Source organism: Rouxiella badensis, from assembly GCF_002093665.1.
Classification (GTDB): Bacteria; Pseudomonadota; Gammaproteobacteria; order Enterobacterales; family Enterobacteriaceae; genus Rouxiella; species Rouxiella badensis.
The window spans coordinates 1-20,906 of sequence record NZ_MRWE01000040.1 but is presented as its reverse complement, the minus strand read 5'-3'; the positions used below and the strand labels follow the sequence as shown (position 1 = coordinate 20,906).

Annotated in this window: 5 protein-coding genes; all 5 read right to left on the bottom strand. The window is 57.4% G+C overall.

Going from position 1 to position 20,906, the window contains the following annotated elements:
• Genes fabD through BS640_RS19050 form a run of 5 tightly spaced genes read right to left on the bottom strand, consistent with a single transcriptional unit; the run spans window position 1 to window position 20,240 of the window.
• Window positions 1–1,872 (bottom strand): ACP S-malonyltransferase, encoded by a 1,872-nt coding sequence (gene fabD / locus BS640_RS19070; RefSeq protein WP_084913151.1) that lies wholly within the window; start codon window positions 1,870–1,872, stop codon window positions 1–3.
• 38 nt (window positions 1,873–1,910) lie between these two features.
• Entirely contained in the window at window positions 1,911–2,177 is a 267-nt protein-coding gene (locus BS640_RS19065) for an acyl carrier protein (protein WP_017494070.1), read from the bottom strand.
• 25 nt (window positions 2,178–2,202) lie between these two features.
• The gene (locus BS640_RS19060) at window positions 2,203–3,447 is read right to left on the bottom strand and encodes an aminotransferase class I/II-fold pyridoxal phosphate-dependent enzyme (RefSeq protein ID WP_084913150.1); all 1,245 of its coding nucleotides are present in this window, start codon (window positions 3,445–3,447) and stop codon (window positions 2,203–2,205) included.
• A gap of 21 nt (window positions 3,448–3,468) precedes the next feature.
• Entirely contained in the window at window positions 3,469–4,488 is a 1,020-nt protein-coding gene (locus BS640_RS19055; protein WP_017494073.1) for an NAD-dependent epimerase/dehydratase family protein, read from the bottom strand.
• Window positions 4,485–20,240 (bottom strand): SDR family NAD(P)-dependent oxidoreductase, encoded by a 15,756-nt coding sequence (locus tag BS640_RS19050; RefSeq protein ID WP_084913149.1) that lies wholly within the window; start codon window positions 20,238–20,240, stop codon window positions 4,485–4,487. Before BS640_RS19050 ends, BS640_RS19055 begins: the two co-directional genes overlap by 4 nt.
• Window positions 20,241–20,906: the final 666 nt, after the last annotated feature.

Sequence of the window (20,906 nt, the reverse complement as noted above, 5' to 3'; positions counted from 1 at the left end):
TTACGCTCCCTCCGTGACAGCTTGCTCGGAATGTTTTTTAAGCTCATTCAGTAAGTTAGATACGCTTTCGACGTTCCTGCCGAATTGATTGATAGCCGTACCGTGCTGAATAAGCGTTGGAAAACCGTATTTGAGGAAGGTTGACAAGGTGCCGCTCGGGCTGAGATCGACAAAAAATGCGTCGCTGTTCTCGCTCAAAACCTTCATCAAACTGAAGAAATCGACCCTGTCCCGCAGGACTCGCCAGAAATACTCGTCGTCCCACCGCGCCACCGACGTTCCTGACATGGCGGAGTACACCGGCAGGGACGATGTCTGTATGGCTAACGTCCCCACCAGCGCGCGGAAATCTTGTTCGATGGCGGCTATCCCGGCGGAGTGGAAAGGCTGCTCGACCGGCAGCAGCATCGAGATAATCTGTTGTTGGGTCAGCTGTTCCTTCAGTGCAGCAAGACGCTGGAGCTCCCCGCTGACCACAAAATTTTTCTGGAAGTTGATGCTGGCTAATTCGGTGTGCTGGTACAGCGCAGAATGGGCGTGGAAGTGATCCACCGGCGCGAGCACACTCATCATGCCGCCGCCGGCGGTTTTTTCGCTCAGCAGGCGCGCCTGATTCACCAGCAGTTTCATGGCGTCGTCCAGCGTCAAAACGCCCGCAACCACCGCCGAGATGCACTCACCGAGGCTGTAGCCCACCACTGCGCCGGGTTCAACCCCTTCCGCGCCAAGCACGCGGGTCAGGCTGACGCCCACGCTCAGCAGCGCCGCATTCGACAAGACGACATCGGTGAGCGGCAGGTGGCGGCGCGTCTCGTCATACAGCGGCTCCAGCAGGCTGTGCCCCGTGTGCTGGCGATAAAGTGCATCGCACTGGTCCATCTGGCTGCGGAAAGCAGCGTTGCGTCGGTAAAGTTCAGCGCCCATGCCGTAATACTGCGCGCCCTGCCCGCCGTACATAAACACCACGCGCGGTTTGGCGGCGCTGGCCGCGTTTAGCCCCTTTGGCTCTGCCGACAGCGTCATCGGCTGGGCCTTTATTTTGGCGAACAGGCTGGTCAATACCTGCCCCGGCCCAATCTCCTGCTGACTGACCTCGCCCTGCGCCAGCAGGCGAGAAATACTCTCGTACCAGCGAACCGGATGACTTATCTGCCGGGTTAACAGAGAGAGATAATCGGTCTGTGGATAGTCGAGCGCCGTGTAGTTTGAAATAACCCGCGCATTAAGCGGGTTGAAAGTGAAGCTTTGTGCAAACTGCTTAAACTGTTGTTCGATATCGCGCATGTAGCGAGAGTGGAATGCTGCACTCACGTTCAGCTTCACGTAGCGCGCTCCCGCCTGCGTAAAAAGCGTTTCGCAGGCAACGATGTCGTCATAAAGCCCGGAAATCACGATTTGCTGCGCACAGTTGACGTTGGCGATGTCGATACCGTTAAATGCCGATCCGGCGATCAGTTCGGCCACCCGCGCCTGCGTGAGACCGACCACGGCCGCCATCGCCCCCCTCGGTGCCGTCGACATCAACCTGCCGCGCTCTTTCACCAGCGCGACACCGGTGGCGAAGTCAAACGCCCCGGCGGCAAACAGCGCGGCAAACTCTCCCAGGCTATGGCCCGCATAGCACTGCGGAGCCGCCAACCCGTCCTCACGTTGGGCCAGCAGGCAGAGCGCTGAAACCACGAACAGCGCGGGCTGGGTGAATTCCGTTTCGCCCAACACCCCGTTGAGATCCTCGAGGCACAGCTCGCGAATCGAATAACCGAGAACCTCATCAGCCTCGTTGACCAGGTCTGGGAAGCGCGCAAACAGCGCCTCTCCCATCCCTTTGTGCTGCGATCCTTGACCAGGAAATACCCAAATTGAAGAAGACATAAGTCGCCTATTACTGTTTCCCAGGATTGTCATTTCGTTCAGGATTTGACGGCTTCGGCAGGAAGATGCGCTTCAATCTTGCCAATCAGGTCACCGAGCGTGTAAATCGCCCGCTTTTCGCTGTCGTTAACCTTGATGTTCAGCTTCTTCTCAATCTCGTACCAGGACTCGAGCATCTCGACGGAATCCACGCCCAATTCCCCCCCAAGAAATGCCTCTAAATCCACGACGTCAGGGGTAAAACCGGTGTTCTTGATATCGTTAATTGTGTCGAGAACCACGCTCAGAATGTCTTTTTGATCCACTGTTTTTGTCTCCCAATCCACTCGATTACAGCGCGTCAAATTCGCGCGCAACTTCGGCAATAATCTCGACAGCCCTGTCTATCTCGTCACGGGTATGAGAAGACATGACGGAAATACGCAGGCGTTCTTTGTCGGGCGGCACCATCGGGTATTCCATGATGTTGGCAAAGACACCGCGTTCAAAAAGACGGCGATTGATGTTGCCCACCACGGAGATTTTTTCGAAGAAAACAGGAATGATCCCGGACTGCCCGCGAAGGATGTTGAAGCCTTTCGCTTCGAGCTGGTCCTGCATGTAGCGCACGTTGTCATGCAGACGCTCAATGCGCTCCGGCTCTTTTTCCATCACGTCCAGCGCAGCGGAAATCGCCGCGATCGTCGGCTGGGCCAGGCCGGAGGTAAACAGGTAAGGATAAGCAAAGTGGCGCAGCATAAAGATGTACTCGCTTTTGCCGGAAACGAAGGCACCCTGTGCGCCGAGCGATTTGCTACAGGTGGACATACGCAGGTCAACCTGACCCAGCAGATCCAGATGCTCAAGCGTTCCCTTGCCGGTTGGCCCCACGGTGCCCAGACCGTGCGCGTCATCGAGGATAGTGATAATGTCGTGCGCGCGGCAGATTTCGATGTAACGCCGGAGGTCGATGATCGATCCGTCGGTCGAGCGCACGCCTTCCACCGTCGAGAAAATCTGCGTGCCCGGCTTGGTGCGCTCACGAATCTTGTGCAGCATCTGGTCGAAATCCTCCAGACGTTCCGGGTCAAAGGTGTAGAACGGCACGCTGGTCATTTTGATGGCGTTGATTACGCTGGCATGACTGTTCTGGTCGTAGACGATGATATCGTTGCGATTCATCAGGCCATTGACCCAGCACAGGTTGGCCATGTATCCGCTCGGCAACAGCACGGCATCTTCATGGCCAGCTAACGCCGCCAGACGCTTTTCCAACTCTTTGTGCTGTCGGGTATAGCCCGAAAAAGCCGGTGAACCGCCGGTGCCAATACCGAATTTCTCTACCGCCTCGACCACCTTGTTTTTCACGTAAGGATGGTTGGCCAGTCCCAGATAGCTGTTTGAGCCAAACACCAGCACGTTGTTGAAGGTGTCGCTGTGCAAATCCTTGTAGTACATCTGCGCATCGACGGGTCCGTCGCCCTGACGTCCAAACATAAAGCCTTTCTCTAGCTCTTTCAGATAGGCGCTGTAGCGCAATTTCACGCGCTCTTTGAAAGGCTTACGTTCCAGTTCTATCAGCTCATGGAAATCCATTATAAAAACCCCCTTGGTTGTCTATTCTGTCACTGCGAGAGATTCCGACGGCGCGGAAGCAATAAAACCGTTAGCCCTGTACCAGGTGGCGCACTCCTCCACCATCTGACTCAGGGAAGCAGGCTGATAGCCCAGTTCACGTTCTGCTTTGGCGCTGCTGAAGTAATAGCTTCCTTTGAACACCCGCAGGCGATAGGCGTCTAACACCGGTTCGCCGGGGATCAGTCGCGGGAATTTTTCCTGCAGCCACGTTTTGAGATAGAAATACGAATACGGGGTCTGGGGGAGAGAGACCTGACACTGGGTGACCGCCTCAATCGTCTTGATGAGCTCGGTATAACGCACATTCACACCGGCGATGATGTAACGCTCGCCTGCGGTCCCTTGGGTCAATGCGCTGACGTGTGCTTCGGCGACGGCTGCTGCGCCACAGAAGCTGGCCCCGCCCGGAGGCATAAACGGCAACTGATTGTAGGTCACCGCCAGCACCATACGGCCCCACTGCATAGAGTAGTCGTAGGCGCCCAGCACTTCGGCAGGATTGAGAATGACGGCGGACAGACCGCGATCGCAGGCGCGATAGACGCACTCCTCGGCCTGTAATTTGCTTTTGGCATAGGGATTATTGACGCGAAAACCGCGCAACGGGGTTTCCTCGGTCGACTCGACCTGAGGATTGTTGCGCGCCCCTATCGTCGAGGTGGTGCTGGTGAACACCAGGCGAGCTATCCCGGTTTCCAGCGCTGCGTCAGTCACCCGGCGAGTCCCTTCGATATTTACCGCCTCGAGAAGCGGCCAGTCGCGGGGATTGCTGCTGGTATTGCCCGCCGTATGAATGACGGCGTCCTGCCCAGCCATTGCCGCGCGTAACGCCGCACTGTCGTGCAGCTCGCCGCGTACCAGAGTGACGCCGAAAGGCACCAGAAAACTCACGTTGGAGGACGCTCGAACATAGGCGGTCACCTGATGCTGTGCGGCGACTAATGCTTTTACCACGTTAAGGCCAACGAATCCGTTTGCGCCGGTGATCAATACTTTCATGACAGTTGCTCTTGCTGGTTAAGTTGTTCAAGCGTTTTCCAGAAGGCCTTGCGTCCTTCGCCTTTGCTGCGCATCGGGAGTGCGGCAGGATTTTTGTCCAGGTGAGTGGCTAAGCCCTCAAGCAGAGTGACCCACTGTTCGAGCAGTTGATTCAGATTATCTTCCGTGGTGTCTAACCCACGACAGTCAATACGCAGACTCAGGCTGTGCGCCTCGACGCTGACCAACAGCGCCAAATGCAAATCCGGCTGCACGGCAAAGAGCACGGCGACGGCATCGTTCACGTTGACAGTCGCGCTGTCGTCGAGGATGGCCACCGCGCTGTCAAACAGCGGCGCGTCATCAACCCAGTGCTCTATCTGCCCAAGGGTGGCGGCCGCATGCTCAAGATATTTCTCCAGCTGCTGCTCAACGCTGCCGAGCCATGGCCCGACCTTGTGGCGTCCTACTACCTGAACGCGTGCAGGGATGACCCGCAGCGCCTCATTGTTGAAACCGCGGATCACGCCAAACTGAGAGAGCTTGACGCGCACGTGTCGGTTAGCGAGCAGCGCCCAGCCCGCAACCACCAGCGTTTCGAGAGTTACCTGTAGGCGTTGGGTACAGATTTGCAGCGCATCAACCGTGTCCTGGCTGATTTGTCTCTCGACGTTAATGAGAGGCTGCTCTGCGTCCTCGGCGTCCAACGCCTCTGCGCCACCCAACAGTGCCGGGGCAATCAGCGAACCCACATCATCTTCGGCGTGGAGTTGTTCAGCCCAGAAAGCGTGCAGCGCCTCGTCGTCAAGCGCGGAGGCCTGGCACTCGGCAATCGTGCTGGCAAACCACGCCTGCGGTACCGCTGGGAGTACGTTCTCTGCGGCACGTTTCATGGCCTCCAACTCACTGTTGCGGGCTTTACGGCGCGAGATATCGAGCGCCAGCGCGGCGTTGAGGTCACAAGGTTGATTGGCGAACGGATAGCCTGGGAAGGCCACGCGGCGGCGTGAGGCGTTGAGGTGCAGCAGGCTCCAGTCAACCTCGCAGCCACGGCACCACAGAGTGGCCACTCGGCCAAGCTGCTGGCTTTGCAGCAGCGCCGTGATGAAATGCTTACCGGCCTCACCGGCAACAAGCTGCGAGACTTCTTTAGCGTCGTGAACGTTGCCGCTGTGAATGTCTGCATCACCGTGCGTGGCCTCAGGATGCGCAATAAAACGCTCAAGCTTCGCCAGCAGGTCGGCGGCGTCGACGGCCACAATCGCCAGGCGATTTTCAAGCATGATGCGTCCAACCTGACTGGTATAGGCAAGGTCGGCGAGACGCAGCGTACTGCCCTGTCGCTCGACAAAGTCGTGCATCTCGGCGGCGTAGGCCAGCAGACGCTCGGCGCGCTGGGCAGACAACACCACTATTTGCGGCGCATTCTCGGCGGGCGTCGGACGAGGGCTTTGCATCAACACCTGCTCCGCAGACTCGACCACCACAAACGCCGTTGAGCCTCCCATACCGTAGGAGTTGATCCCGGCGATACGCGTGCCGCGACCGTTGGTGTCCCAAGCCCGCGCCTCGTGCGGGAACAGGAACGGTGAGGTCTGGTGCTCGAACGAAGCATTGACGTTTTTAAGGTTGACGCACGGCGACAGGCGGCCATGCTGCATGCTCAACAACACCTTGATTAATGAACAGATACCCGATGCTGCTTCCATATGCCCGAGGTTAGCCTTGGTCCCCAGTGCGCAGAATTGTTGCGCCTCGGTTTGGCGGCGCAGCGCGTTGGACAACGCCTTCAGCTCAATAGGGTCCCCCAACTCGGTCGCCGCACCATGGCTCTCGATATAGGTCAGCTCATTGACATCAATGCGCGATTCTTTCAGCGCCCGCGCGGCGGTTTCTTCCATCACCGCCAGATTGGGCAGATATTGCCCCGCGCCGGTTCCCGCATGACCGATGCTTGAACCGCGCAGCACGCCATAGACGGTGTCACCGTCGGCCAGCGCCGCGCTCAGGCGTTTTAGCACCACAATTCCGCTGCCTTCACTCGGGATCAGGCCGCTGGCGCGCTCGTCAAAGGTGTGTTCTTTGCCATCGGAAGACAGCACTTTCATGTCCTGCAGCAGCATGTATTTGCTGGGGTGCAGGCTCAGGTTGATGCCACCGGCCAACGCCATATCGCACTCGCCGCCGAGAATGGCTTTGCGCGCGATATGTACGCTGGTCAGCGATGAAGCACAGGTGGTCGCTACGCTAAAACTCGGGCCATGCAGGTCCATCAGGAAAGAAATACGGTTGGCGAGCTCGCTGACCACCGAGCCTGCGCCCGGATAATTCCCAGTGCGGGCATAGTATTCGGACATCACCCAGGTGAAGTCTTCATTCATCGCGCCGACGTAGACGCCAACCTGCTGGGATTTGAGCGCCGACGGCGTATATCCTGCATCTTCCAGCGCGTGCCAGGCGGAACGCAGCAGCACGCGCACCTGGGGATCGAGGCGGCTTGCCTCCTCGCTGCTCATGCGGAACATGTCAGGATCGAAGACGTTTGCCTTGTTGAGGAACCCACCGCGATTGACGTAGCGTGGATTGCCGTTGTCGTCCTCGACAGCGGCCCAGCGCGCGGGCGGAATAGCGGTCAGATTCTCTTTGCCAGCCTGAAGCGTTGCCCAGAAGTCGGTCAAATTGTCGACGCCGGGGAACTCGCCCGCCAGACCGATAATCGCCACGGCGTCGCTGTCTGCATCGGCGGGCGTTGAAGAAAGCGAGGCCGCACGAGCAAAAGGCGAACCCGAGACGTTAACTGTCGCAGCGGTGAGTGCGCGTTTGAATGCCGGTGCCGCTGTTGCGCTAGCCGGACGGTGATTGACCGTGGCCACCGAAGGCGTCGACTGCGTGACACCGTAACGCTCGCACAGGTATCCGGCAAGCTTGGCGGTCGTGTTGTACTCGAACGGTGCCGTTTTCGACAGTCCCGGGTACTCCTTCTCAAGCAACGCACGCAGCTCCATCAGCATGATGGAGTCCATACCGAGTTGCTCAAAGGTGGCATCCACGGCGATATCAGACGCCGGGATTTTGGTGACGGTAGAGATGTGTTGCCTCAGCGCGTTCTCGCTGTGCAGATAGGCACTGTCATTGTTTTTTGTTGGCTCAACGCGAGCGGGCGCGCTGTTCACGGGCAACGATGGCGCAACGTCGACCACGTCGTTGAACGGGATGCGCAGCGCGCGGGCCACCTTATTACGGTCTCCCACCGCCACCAGCAATTCGGGGCGCTGTTCGAGCAGAGCGCGCTCCAGGGCAATAATCCCCGCCTCTTGCTGCAAGGCCGCCATGCCCGAGAACTCAAACAGCGAAGCGTCCTCTGCGGCAATATTCATTTGGCCGCTGGCCCACAGCGGCCAGTTAACGGAGAGGCTCTGACCGGACCGCCGCCCTTTGCTGACTTGTTGATTACGCCACAGCGCATGGCTATCCATAAAGCGATTGCCCGCCGCGTAAGCCCCTGAACCCAAATCTCCGAGCACCGCAGAAACGGAGGAGAAGTTGATAAATACCGCCAGTGGCTCCTGCGCCGTGGCGCGGTCAAGCGCCACCAGTCCGTCGATTTTAGGGCCAATCAGTGCATTGAATTCAGCCTCTTGCAGCTCGGTCATCGGCGTATCGCTGGCAACACCGGCGCAGTGCAGCACGCCGTTCAACGCACCAAATGCCGCTTTCGCCTCAGCCAGCAGGGACTCTGCCTGCCCGTACAGCGCGACGTCCGCCGCGACATACAACACCTCAGCGCCTTGCTCACGCATCGTGGCAATCTGCTGTTGAACCTCATGGTTTATCTGGGCTGAACGACCACTCAATACCACCCGGGCCTGATAACGAGACGCCAGATAGTGCGCCATCAGCAGCCCCAACTTGCCCGCACCGCCGGTAATTAAATAATGCCCGCCGCGTACCAGAGGCAGTGGTTCGACAGACCCCAAGCCCTCGGCTTTCGGCGGCACGATTTCGGTGAGCTGGCGCTGGTGGCGTTGACCCTGCCGGTAAGCCAGCTCAAGTCCAGGGAGCGAGGCCAGACGCTGTACAAATTCCTGATAGACTTGCGTCGCGAGCGCCGCCGCAGTATCGGCATCGCTGCGCAGCGTGAAGAGTTCAAACCGGTGATTGATGGTCAACAGCGAACGCGCATAGCCACTGATAGCGTCATGCTGTGGCTCAACCTGAGAGGACTGTGCGCGATAGACGTTCACACAGCGCATCACCTGCCTCGGCTGCGCTTTTTCCAACGCCACAAACAGATGGCGTAACGACTGTAAACCAGCGTGCAGTATGGAAGGGATCCCAGACTCCACCAAATGGTCAAAATGCAGGTCAGCGCCCACCGCATGCACGATATGCGTCGGCCACGTTTGCTGGGACTTCAGCTGTGCGCACAGTGCCTCAAGGCTCGACGGAGACTGAGTATCGACGCTAAAACGACTGACGTCATGCTGCTCAAAGGCAGCGCCGTGGGTCACGGTAATCACACTGCCCCGCTCGCCGTAAAGCTCGCGCAGGGCGTCGGCCAGTTCGCTATCATCGGCCAGTACCAGAACCCGCGCCGCCTCAACGAGCGGCGTCGAAGCCGCTAACGGTGACGGCTGCCAGTCATAGCCATAATACTGTACGTCCTGCTGCGCCGGGCGTGGGGTTGCAGTCGTTTCCTTTTCAAGACGGCGTGCCGCAAACTCTTTCAGGCGTGCCAGCACCCGTCCGTCGGTATCAACCAGCGTGATGTCATGCTTTTGAACATGGCTGTCTGTAACCGTCGACTGCGTTCGGGTCACGTAGGCGTAGCACTCTCTGCCAAGCGGATGGCGGAATTCCAGTTCGCCAAGATAAAACGGCACAATCGGGGTCGCGTATTCAACCGGCGTCAGTCCCACGGCCAGGCAGGTGCGCAGTGCGCCGTCCAGCAGTGAAGGATGCAGATAAAACGCATCGGCCGATGACACGGAGTCAGGCAGGCGCAGATAACTCAGCGCGGCGTCTGCAAAACGATAGCGTTCGTGGGTCACCTGATAGCTTGGACCATAGGCGAAGCCCATTTTCGCAAACTCGGCATACAGGGCGGCGCGATCGTTTTCCAACAGCCCCCGGCTGCGCAGCGCGTCAAGATCGATCCATTCATCGGCAATCTCGACCTGTTGCGAGCGATACACCAACTCTGCCTCGACCGACAGCACGGCGGTGTTGAGGTTGTTTACCGCGACTTTGACGCTTTCACCGTCCAGATGAACCAAGTCGATAGCTATCTCAACCGGTTCGGCGTCCACCTCGACGGAGTTCATCCACATCAGGTGGCGAATAGCGGCGACTTTCCAATCGTTTTCAATGGCTAACTGCCCTGCCGCATGGATCATTTCAACATAGGCAGAGCCTGGCAGAATCATGCGCGCTTTATCGCTGCCAATCAGGTGGTCGCGCAGATAGGTTTCCTGACCGGTCAACTGCTTGCTGAATTTCTGCTGAGACAGCGTTGAGATATTCTCGTCAATCAACGGATGCAGCGAGTTAACGCGGCCCTGCAAAGCCTGTTCGGAAGGCTGCGCCAGCCAATGACGCCGCGTCATCAGCGGCAGAGGGGGGAAAGAAACCCGACGCACGCTTCCCGCAGTTTCCGGGTTATCACAGAGCGGTCTGGCGAACTGCTGCCAATTGACATCCAGCGTGGTGGTCCACAAACGCCCCAAACGCACCAGCTGGCGTTGCTGCACCAGCCCGGACACCAGTTCATTGAGCTGCGTGCCATCGAGAATAGTATCCAGACGGTCTTGACTGCCCGCGATGCGCCCACGGAAAAGCTGTTGCGCGCTTCCCTCGTCGCGGTATTGCTCAAGCTTGCCGAGCAGATCGCCCAGACTGCTTGCCACCACCGCAAGACGTTCGGTCATCGCCTCACGGCCGATTAACGAGGAGAACGCCAGAGAGGCCAGACTCGGTGCCGTCTCAGGGGTATTCACCGCCTTGTCGAGGAAGACAATCATATGTTCCACGTAGCGCGACAAACGCGTTTCGCTGTCCGCCGAGAGAACCCACAGGTAGGATTCGCCGGTAGGTAACGCGTTTGCGGATAACGTCGGCGCTTCTTCTATTAAGACCGAGGCGTTCGAACCTCCCGCGCCAAAGGCACTCAGGCCCGCACGACGGGGAGTACCCGGTGCAGAGGCCCAGTCTTCAAGCGATTGCACCACGCGGAAGGTTGAGGTCTCAAAGTTGATTCGGCTGTTTAGCGTCTGTGAATGCAGTGACGGCACAAACTGGCGATGGCGCATTTGCAGCAGAATCTTGGTCAGTCCGGCAATGCCTGCCGCAGACTCAAGATGGCCGATGTTGCTTTTCACCGACCCGATGCGGCAGTGACCCGGCGTCGGAAAGCCCTGAATACCCTTTTCGGTGTTGATGCGTGCGAAGGCTTTGGACAGGCCGGAAATCTCGATAGGATCGCCAAGCATGGTGCCGGTGCCGTGCGCCTCGATGTAATCGACCGAGGCAGGCTCCCAGCCCGCGCGCTCGAAGGCGTTGCTGATAACGTTGCTCTGCGCCGCTTGATTCGGCACCGTAAAGCCGCTGGTTTTGCCGCCGTGATTAATCGCGGTCGCCTTGATAACGCCATAGATTTGGTCACCGTCAGCGAGGGCTTGTTGCAGGGGTTTAAGCAGCACCGCGCCCATTCCCTCGCCCGGCACATAGCCGTCGCCGCCTTCACCAAAGGCGCGGCAGCGACCGTCGCTCGACAGGAACTGGCTCTGCCCGAGTTGATAGTATTTCATCGGGTGCACAATAAGATTGACGCCACCGGCGATAGCCATCTTGCAGTCGCCGCTCTGAATAGCCTGACAGGCCATGTGCAGTGAGGTGAGTGACGACGAACACATGGTGTCGAGCGCAACGCTCGGGCCATTCAGATTGAAATAGAATGACACCCGGTTCGCCACCGAGGAGTGCAACGACATCGGGAAGCCGGTTTGATACTGCTCGGCGGTGGTTTCAATAAACTGATACTGACCCCACATCACACCGACATACACCCCGACCCGCGACTGGCTCAGCGAGTGGCGCGAATAGCTCGCGTCAGACACGCACTCCCAGGCGGTCTGTAAAAACAGGCGTTCCTGAGGGTCGAGCAGCTCCGCTTCGCGCGGGGAAATATTAAAATACTGGCTGTCGAACTGCTCGATATCATCGATAAAACCGCCCCACTTGCTGTAAACCTTGTCTTTAGGCCCACGCTGCGGGGAATAATGTTTGCGGTAGTCCCAGCGGGACAGCGGGATTTCGGTGACGCTGTCTACGCCCGCGGTCAGATTGGCCCAAAACTCTTCAACGTTTTTGGCACCAGGATAACGGCCGCTTAGCCCGATAACGGCGATATCGTGCTGCGTATTTTCCGCATTCGACGCCCCCTGGGGACGGCGCTGACCGGCATCGAGACGTGACCCGTTAAGCAGGCTCGCCAACGTTGGCTGCACCGGCGGCTGTGGGTGCTGCGCCATCACCGCAGGTGCCTGCGTTGCCTGAAGGGCCATGGCCCACTCGACCAGGGTGTTATAAAGGAAGACCGAACGGGCATTGACGCCATTGAAACGGGCGTCCAGCTCGTGCTGCAAACGCATCTGGCTGACGGTATCCAGCGGCCATTGATGCAGCGGCATCAGCGCAGAGCAGTTTGCCGCTGCCGCACCGATGGCGGTTACCAGACTGTCGAACAGCCTATCGCTGATTGCCGACACCTCTTGCGCATCCGCCATATTGGTAGCAGCTTGGCCGCTATCTGGCAGCAACGGTGGCGTTGCAATCACCTCAACCGTCGCTGGCTGCAAGGCTGCGGCCTGCCGCGGATAGCTCTCGCAGAGGAAATCTGCCAACGAGTCGATATCCTGATATTCGTAGAACAGGGTTTGCGACACCTCGCCAAAAGTGGCTGCCAGCTTCTCGTTGAGGGCTAAAATCATCATTGAGTCGAGGCCGTAATTCGCCAGTTCGGTGGCCGGTTGTACCTCGTCCTCGTCGAGTCGGGTCACCGCAATCACGCCAGCAATCAAGTAATCCAGCACGCCGTCACGCACCGAACGGCTGACTGGGGCATTAACGTTGCTCGGCAGCGAGGCTGTCTCCGTTAAAGGCGCGTCATATTGCGGGTGTTGTTCAAGCAAATAATCGGCCAGCGATGCGAGGTCTTGATACTCGTAGAACAGCGTCTGAGAGAGGTTTTCAAAGGCGCTCGACAACCGCTCGTTTAGGGCCAGGATCATCATCGAATCAAGACCATATTCCGCGAGCGGCGCGGTAGCGCTGACGTCGCCCGCGTCCAGCCTGGTGACATCAATAACGTGGCTAATCAGCGTGTTAATCAACGCCTCGCGTGAAGATATTGCGAGAGGCTGGGCAGAGACCGGGCTGGCGGTAAACTGAGCCGCAGGTTTGGCACTCTGCGCCACGGCGCTCACTTTCATGCCTAACTGAGGCACCGCCTGAGTTTGTAGCCGGGTGATGCTGACCACCACGTCACCGACGCTGTCCAGCAGACAGATATCGTAGCTCGCGGTCATCGCCGCCGCGCCAGGCTCGACGTTACGACGGGCATAGGCGTAGCGGATACCCGCCACCGGTTTGCAAACCTGCAAGCCCGCCAACGCGACCGGGACTTCGAGCGTTTTCACGCCAGCGTCAAGACCACCGATGCCGAGCGCGGTGCGGAATGCGCCGTCGAGAAGTGACGGAGGCAGAATAAAGGGCTGAACCAGCGGAGTGATTTGCAGATAGTCAGGGAATTTCAACTCCGAGAGTGCCTCATCGGCCTGCGTATACAAGCGTTCAATCACCTGAAACGCCGGACCGAAGCTAAAGCCACGCTGTTTAAAAGCCGCCTCAATATCGTCACGCTCGTAAAGCTGACCGCGCGTGAGCAGGCGTTGCAGTTCGACCGGTTTTGGTGATGGCGCGGTCTCTTCACACAGGCGACCGCTGCCGAAGACATGACGCTTCTCACCCTCGTGGCGGTAGATGTCAAAATCGAGACCGCCCTGCGACGGAGTCAGCGCAATCTCAATCTCCAGCGCGTCGCCGCTCACCAGAATAGGCTGACGCCATGTCAGGTCATGGACTCGCGACAGCACAGGTTTAGCACCGGCCTGCGGCAGCACATTCCCCAGCAGGGCAAGCTCGCTGGCGCTCAATGCCATCTCGATAAAGGCCGCAGCGGGCAGAATTCGATTATCGCCAAGACGGTGATCGTTCAATAAAAACTCGCTGGCGCGTAATGATTTGCGAAACGCCTGCGAGGCCAGCGTGGAGACATTGCTGTCGATCAGCGGGTGCAGCGCGGCGGCACCCGGCAAAAACGAATCAGTACGTTCGGCGGGCAAGGTCGGTGCCCAGCAGTCCTGACGCTGAAACGCATAGCCCGGCAATGAAACGCGGCGGCGCAGCTGTGCCGCATGCAGCTGAGCCCAGTCAACCCCGTGTCCATTGGCCCAGGCTTCGCCCAGCGCGCCGAGGCGGCCGAGCGTGATCCATTCGGCCAGCGGAGGCGTGTCCGTCGCCTGACGGGCATTGTCGCGATGGCCGGTCATGATTCCGGAAAGCTGCTGTCTGGCATAAGCCCGCAGCAGGTTAACGGCATCGGCGGCAACTTCCGCGACCAAGGCCACGCGGTATTCGTGCGCCACGCGCCCGACCTGTAGGGTGTAAGCAATGTCCTGCAACGAGAGGTCGGCGTGCTGTGCCATAAAGTCTGCCAGCTGTTCGGCCATGGTACGCAGCGCCGTTTCACGACGGGCAGAAAGCACGATTAACGCAGGTTTTCCCTCGTCGGCAGGGTCGGCCTTCGGCTCAATGTACTCCTCGACTATCAGGTGCGCGTTGCTCCCGCCCGCGCCGAACGAACTGATGCCCGCGATGCGAGGAATTTCTTTGGTCACCGTCGAGCCGCTGGACTCGGTCACGGCAAGAACCGGACGCGGCCACGGCTCCAGCGATTGCTGAATGCGGAACGGTCCGCTCTGGAAGTCAATAAACGGGTTCACGGCCTTCGACTGGATGGACGGCACCAGCGTTTGGTGTTTCATTTGCAGCAGCACTTTGGTCAGGGCCGACATGCCCGCCGCTGCCTCCAGATGACCGATATTGGCTTTCACCGAGCCGATGGCACAGTATTTGGTGCTGTCACCGGCAATCGAGAAAGCCTTGTTCAAGCCGCTGATTTCGATCGGGTCGCCGAGTTTGGTGCCGGTCCCGTGCGCCTCAACGTAGCTAATGTGACGCGGATTAACCTTGGCGGTGGTCAGCGCATCCACAATGAGGTCAGCCTGACGCTTGGCGTTGGGCACGGTAAAGCCTGACGTTTTTCCACCGTGGTTGACCGAGGTGCCGCGAATAATGCCATAGATATGGTCACCGTCCCTTCGCGCCTGTGAAAGCGGCTTCAGCACCACGGCACCCACGCCCTCTCCCGGTACGTAGCCGGTTCCGCCCTCGCCAAAGCTGCGGCAGCGACCGTCCGAGGAGAGGAAGTGCATATTCGATAACAGGTGGTATTTGTAAGGATGCAGCGACAGATTGACGCCACCGGCGATAGCGACCGGCACATCGCCGCTACGAATGGCGTTACAGGCAACGTGAATCGCCGTCAGGGAGGATGAACAGGCGGTGTCCAGTGCCATGCTCGGGCCTGAGAAGTTAAAGAAATGCGAAACGCGGTTGGCGACCGACCAATAGGATGAATGGGAGGTTGTCCATTGGTCCTCAGGGCTGGCGTGGGCGTGGAGCTGATAGTCTCCCCACATCATGCCAACATACACGCCGACGCGATTTTCACGTCCGGCCGTTGAGGGGGTCAATTTGTCTGCCGTGTAGCCAGCGTCTTCAATCGCGTGAGTGACCGTCTCGAGGAACAGCCACTCGTTGGGATCCATGATTTCCGTCTCTTTCGGCGAAATATTGAAATAACGCGGATCGAAACGTTCAACGCCGGAAAGGAATCCTCCCCAACGGCTGTAGCTTTTCCCAGGCGTTGCGGCCCCTTCTTTATACCAACGCGCGTTCCAGCGCTCGGCAGGCACCTCGATGACGCAGTCACGCCCTTGCGCCAAATTATTCCAGAACTGTTCAAGGCTATCGGCTTCAGGATAACGTCCGGCGATACCGACAATCGCGATATCGTCATCGTTATTCTGCACACCCGACTGGCCGGGAGAAACTTCGCGCACGAAATCAACGGCAGGCGTTGCGGCACGCTGAGCCGGTATAACCCGAGAAGACGCTAAAGGTGCGCCCACCAGCCCGCGACAAACCTCATCATAGTTTTCCAGCAGGAAGCGGCTCAGTTCCTCCATGGTCTGATGTTCGAAGAACAACGTCATCGGCAAGCTGCTGCCGAACGTCTTCTTCAGCTCGTTGACCAGCTCAATCACCACCACCGAATCGAAGCCGTAATCACGGAAGAAACCATGGCGTTCAAAATGCGCCGGGATTTGTAACTTTCTGGCGAACAGCTCGGACAAATAGCGAATCACGATGTCCTGCTGCGACTGGCCGCTGTCTGCGCGCACAGCCTCTTCTGACGGGGTAATATCGACAACGCCCAGAACCTCGTTGATGCGGGCGGCCTCTCCCGGCATCACCACCATCTGTGACGCCCCGCTTTGCAACGCATAGTTAAAGACGGCAATACCGTCGTCGGTCAGCAGGGGGACAATCCCGAATTGGTTCTTGAGGAAGCCTTCTTCTTTGTCGGTAAGACGCATGCCGCCGTCTTTCCAGTACGGCCAGTTTAGCGAAAGCGCCTTGCCGCTACGCTCGCCGCGCTGCTGTCGCGCGTTACGCTCGCGGGAGAAATCATCTTCGAACGCATTGCCAAAGGCATAATCGCACTGCCCCATATTACCCAGTACGCCGGTAACCGAGGAGAACAGCACGAAGAAGTCAAGCGGCAGGTCGCGCGTCGCCTGATCCAGCAACCAAGTCCCGAGGGTCTTCGGGGTGACGACCCGCTCAAAGGCCTCGCGGCTCTTGCGCAGAATAAAGTTATCTTCGATGACGCCAGCGGAATGGATAATCCCGTTCAGGCGATGGCCAGCTGCACGAATAGTTTCTAACAACGCCTGCACGCTGGCGGCATCGCCAATGTCACACGCGACATACAGCGCCTTACCGCCCAGTTCACTTAGCGCATCAAGCTGCTGCTGACGAGATTCATCCAGTGCAGAACGACCGCTCAGGTAAACCGTTGCGCCGTAGGCTGAACAGAGGAAGCGGGCAAAAATTAGCCCCAACGCCCCCATTCCGCCGGTGATGAGGTAAATACCCTGCGGACGCAAAGCCGCAGGCGCTGAGCCTGAAAGGTTGAGCCCGGCGGCGTTCGCAGCCGCCACAAATCGGCGCACCTGACGCGTTCCCTTGACATAGCGCACGTCGGCATCTTTCGAGACATCGGCGAATTCACGGTAGATAAGCGCCGGCAGCGGGTGAAGATTGAAGTCATTATCGCAGTGAACCACGCGGCCGATATAATCGGGCTTTTCGACGCGCAGGGTACGGTAAAAACCGCTGATGGCAGCGACGTCTGGCAGGCTCGCGTCGGCCTGGTGGAAATGCACAAAATTCACTTTCTTGACCTTGCGCATCAGCGCCTGGGTCAGGGCAAAGAGGCTGTAAGGACCGGTACTGAGGCGAAGCGCGAAATCGTCATTGGCCAGCTCCGCACTCACCCAAAGCACCTGCCTGAAGGTGGCACCCTGTGCCAGCAGTGCGTCCACGGCGGCAACGAAATCGTCGCTGTTGCCCGGACGAACGCGCGCAGTTTGTGGGTCAGCGTTGATCTGGGGCGCGGCGGCAAACAGGATCCGCTGGATGCGCGTCGCCGCCTGCGACTGCGCGATAAGCCTGGCAAACCGCTCAACGTCCTGCTCGCTGCCTACCAGCACAATTTGCTCGACGGATGCATCGGCCTCTGGCAGCGCTTTTTCAACCCAGTGAGGCTGATAAAGGTGGGCTCCCTGCGGGGGAACGTTTGACCGCTGCACGGTTTTCGTCGGTTCTTTAGCGGCCAGACCGTCATTGAGCACGCGCAGGCATAAACCTTTGAATATCAAAGCGGTATTTTCAGGGTTGTGGGCTTCTGTCAGGTGAATATCCACTTTGATCACCTCGTCACGCAGCGTCGTCTCGCCTGCCAGCGTAACGGTCGCCGTCATCGCTGCGCTGCAAGGCTGCAACAACGCCAGTGCTTCCAGTGAGAAAGGAATGACTAAAGGCCCCTGCTCAGTCGCCTGTTGCCCGCTGCGCAGCTTTTCACTCACCCAAACCACGGCGGCCTGCACGGCACCGTCTGCCATCGAAGGATGAATGATAAAGTCGGCAGGCTGTGCGGCAGGCAGCGTCAAATTGGCGACGCCGGCATGCTCATCAAACGTCAGATGGCTTATCGACCTCATGCCTGCGCCATAGCACATCTGCAAACTTTCGAGCCGCTGATAGCAAGCCGTTTCATCAAGCGTGCGGGCGTCGTCAGCCATCGTCGCCACCGGCACTGCGGGCCTCGCCTCTGAGGAAAGACCCACCGTGCCGTGGCAGTAAATTTTGTCATCGCTGCCGAGGAGCTGGAATAACCGCTGCTCCTCCGACGGGTGTGGGTCGAGCTGGATAATGATATCCGCCGCCTTACCCTGACAGGTAAAGGGTCGCAACCAGGTCACCTGAGAGAAGGTTAATGCGCTGGCATCGGCGAGAGTCAGCGCATCGGCGAAGGCCGCGCGAACCCATTCCAGAGACATCACGCCCGGCAGTATCGCCTGACCGTCAATCTGGTGATCGGCAATAAAAAATTCATCGCTTTGCAGCACGGTCTTATAACGCGAACTGCCGACGTTTACGACCCGCTGCGGCTGGGCACGCAGTGCAGGTTGCGGACTGGCTGCATTATCCCTCGGGGTTATCCAGAAAGGTGCGTGAACAAACGGATAGGTCGGCAGCGCAACACACTGCGGGTCAGCACCCTTGAATAGCGGCGACCAATCCAACGTCGCGCCACGGGCATAGCATTCACTCATCTTGAGCAACAGCGGGGTTACCGCAGAGGCGTCCGTGGTACTGATAGCCTCAAACAGAACGGCAGCTTCGGCTGCGGCTTTTTGTGCCTGATCCGCCGCCGCAGGGTGTTCCAGACTTAGCGGCCCCTCGGCGACGGATTTTTCCAACTCATTGATAATATTATGAATATCTTGACCCACGCAGCCATAACGATAAGCAAAATGTTCGCGACGGGTTAACAGTGTCGCGCTCACATCACCGAGCGAGGCTTTAGGATTTTCGCGCAGCCATTGGATCAAATCTTTTTGACGCTGTAACAGCGCCGCCGGGCTTTTGGCAGAAAGCGCAATAAAATACCCGTTGCGCGAGGCAGATTTGCCCTTTGCTGGCCTGCGGCGCACAGGTTCTGGCGCTTCCTCCAACACAACGTGAGCGTTGGTTCCGCCAAAGCCAAATGAGCTTACGCCTGCGCGGCGCGGCGTAGCGGCGTCGATGCGTTGCCAGTCTTTTTCTTGTTCAACGAAATAGAACGGCGTTGAAGCGGCATCGATACGCGGATTTAGGGTGGTAAAATTTCTCAGCGGGGGCAGCTTGCGGTGCTTAAAGGCCTGCAAAATCTTAATAACGCCCGCGACACCGGCCGCCGCTTCGAGGTGACCAATGTTGCTTTTGACCGAGGTTAAGCCGCAAAAAGCGTCATCCAACGTCACGCCCTGCTGCTGCGCCAGTGCGTTAAATGCCTGGGTAAGACCTTCAAATTCAATCGGATCGCCCTTAGGTGTGCCTGTCCCATGCGCTTCAACCAAACCAATGGAGTTGACCGGTACGCCGGCTTGCGTATTGGCGGCCACAATAACTTCGGCCTGCGCGTCGGCGCTGGGATACGTTAACGTATACGACGTTCCGCAGTGGTTGATTGCACTGCCTTTCACCACGCCGTGAATGACATCGCCGTCGGCCAAGGCCTTTTCCAGTGGCTTCAATAATAAAACGCCGGCCCCTTCCCCACGGACATAACCATCGGCGTTGCTATCAAACGAGTGGCAGGCACCGGTAGGCGATAACATGCCCATTTTGGCAAAAGACTGATGCCGGGTTGAGGTCAAAATGAGATTAACCCCACCGCTAATGGCCATTTCACAGTCGCCTTGGTTTATTGCCTGAATAGCCGCGTGCATCGCATTTAGCGAACTTGAACAGGCGGTATCAATAGCAATGCTAGGACCATGAAAATCAAAGAAATGTGAAATACGGTTGGCAATTATGGAGGTCGCAGTTCCTGTCGAATGATGCGCCTCGACTGGATTATTAGCATTTTCCTGGAGTTCTTTATAATCGTTATTGAACACACCAATAATAACGCCGACTTTATTGCCGCGCAGGGTCGACGGCATTATCCCGGCATCTTCCAAACAGGACCACGTAAGTTCCAGCATAATCCTCTGCTGCGGATCCATTGTTTCAGCGACTTTGGGAATAATGCCAAAAAATTGGTTATCAAAACCGTCCACGGTATTAACCAAGGCCGCCCATCGATTTTCACTGGCATCAGGCCACTGTAATGACTCTCGACTCAGCGATGCCGTTTCTTTATCAACGGCGGCAACTTTAGTGACCGAATTACGGTGATTAACGATATTGCCCCAAAATTCGATGTAATTTTTGGCATCAGGGAACTGACAGGAAACGCCGATAATTGCAATATCCATATGTTTTTAATTTCTCGAAAATTGATGTAACTATCACTCCCAAATCGCTTCTTCAACGCTTGGCACATCGGTAGGTTAAATAGAAATCAACAATTCATTAATATTAAACATATTAGAGTTTCTATCACAACCATAATTATGCTGACAAATTAATTTATTTTTTTGAGGGGAGCCATGATGAAAATGAGTTGCATTTAGACACTCGCGAGCAGGGTTAGACAATACGGGGAAATGCCTTTAACGAATAAGAGAAAATGCGCCACGGGCCGCGCCACGGCTGGGATTATCAGTATTTTTATTGAATTTCCTTTTGACCAAAACTGCATTTTTTGCATAGAAAAACTCACTCCCCCTGGCGCCATTCCCGTTATTTATGACAGCTTGCGTACAGACAAATAATAGATATACATTTGATTTTTATTCACATTGTACTAAGGATTGCCCGACGCGCTTGCGTCATAAGTTTTAGCAATGACTTTACCCTACGAAGCATAATGACAATGCCTTGCGAGACCATTATGTTCCTAAAAAGAATTATTTATTACAGAGATAAAATCGAAGTGTGATGGCTTTTTTACCCCTCCGGCACACAAAGATAGCGGTTTTTTCGCAACCTCTAAGTCTGGATTGGGAGAGGCAGGCTTGTAGTTTAAATGTCACTAAGAT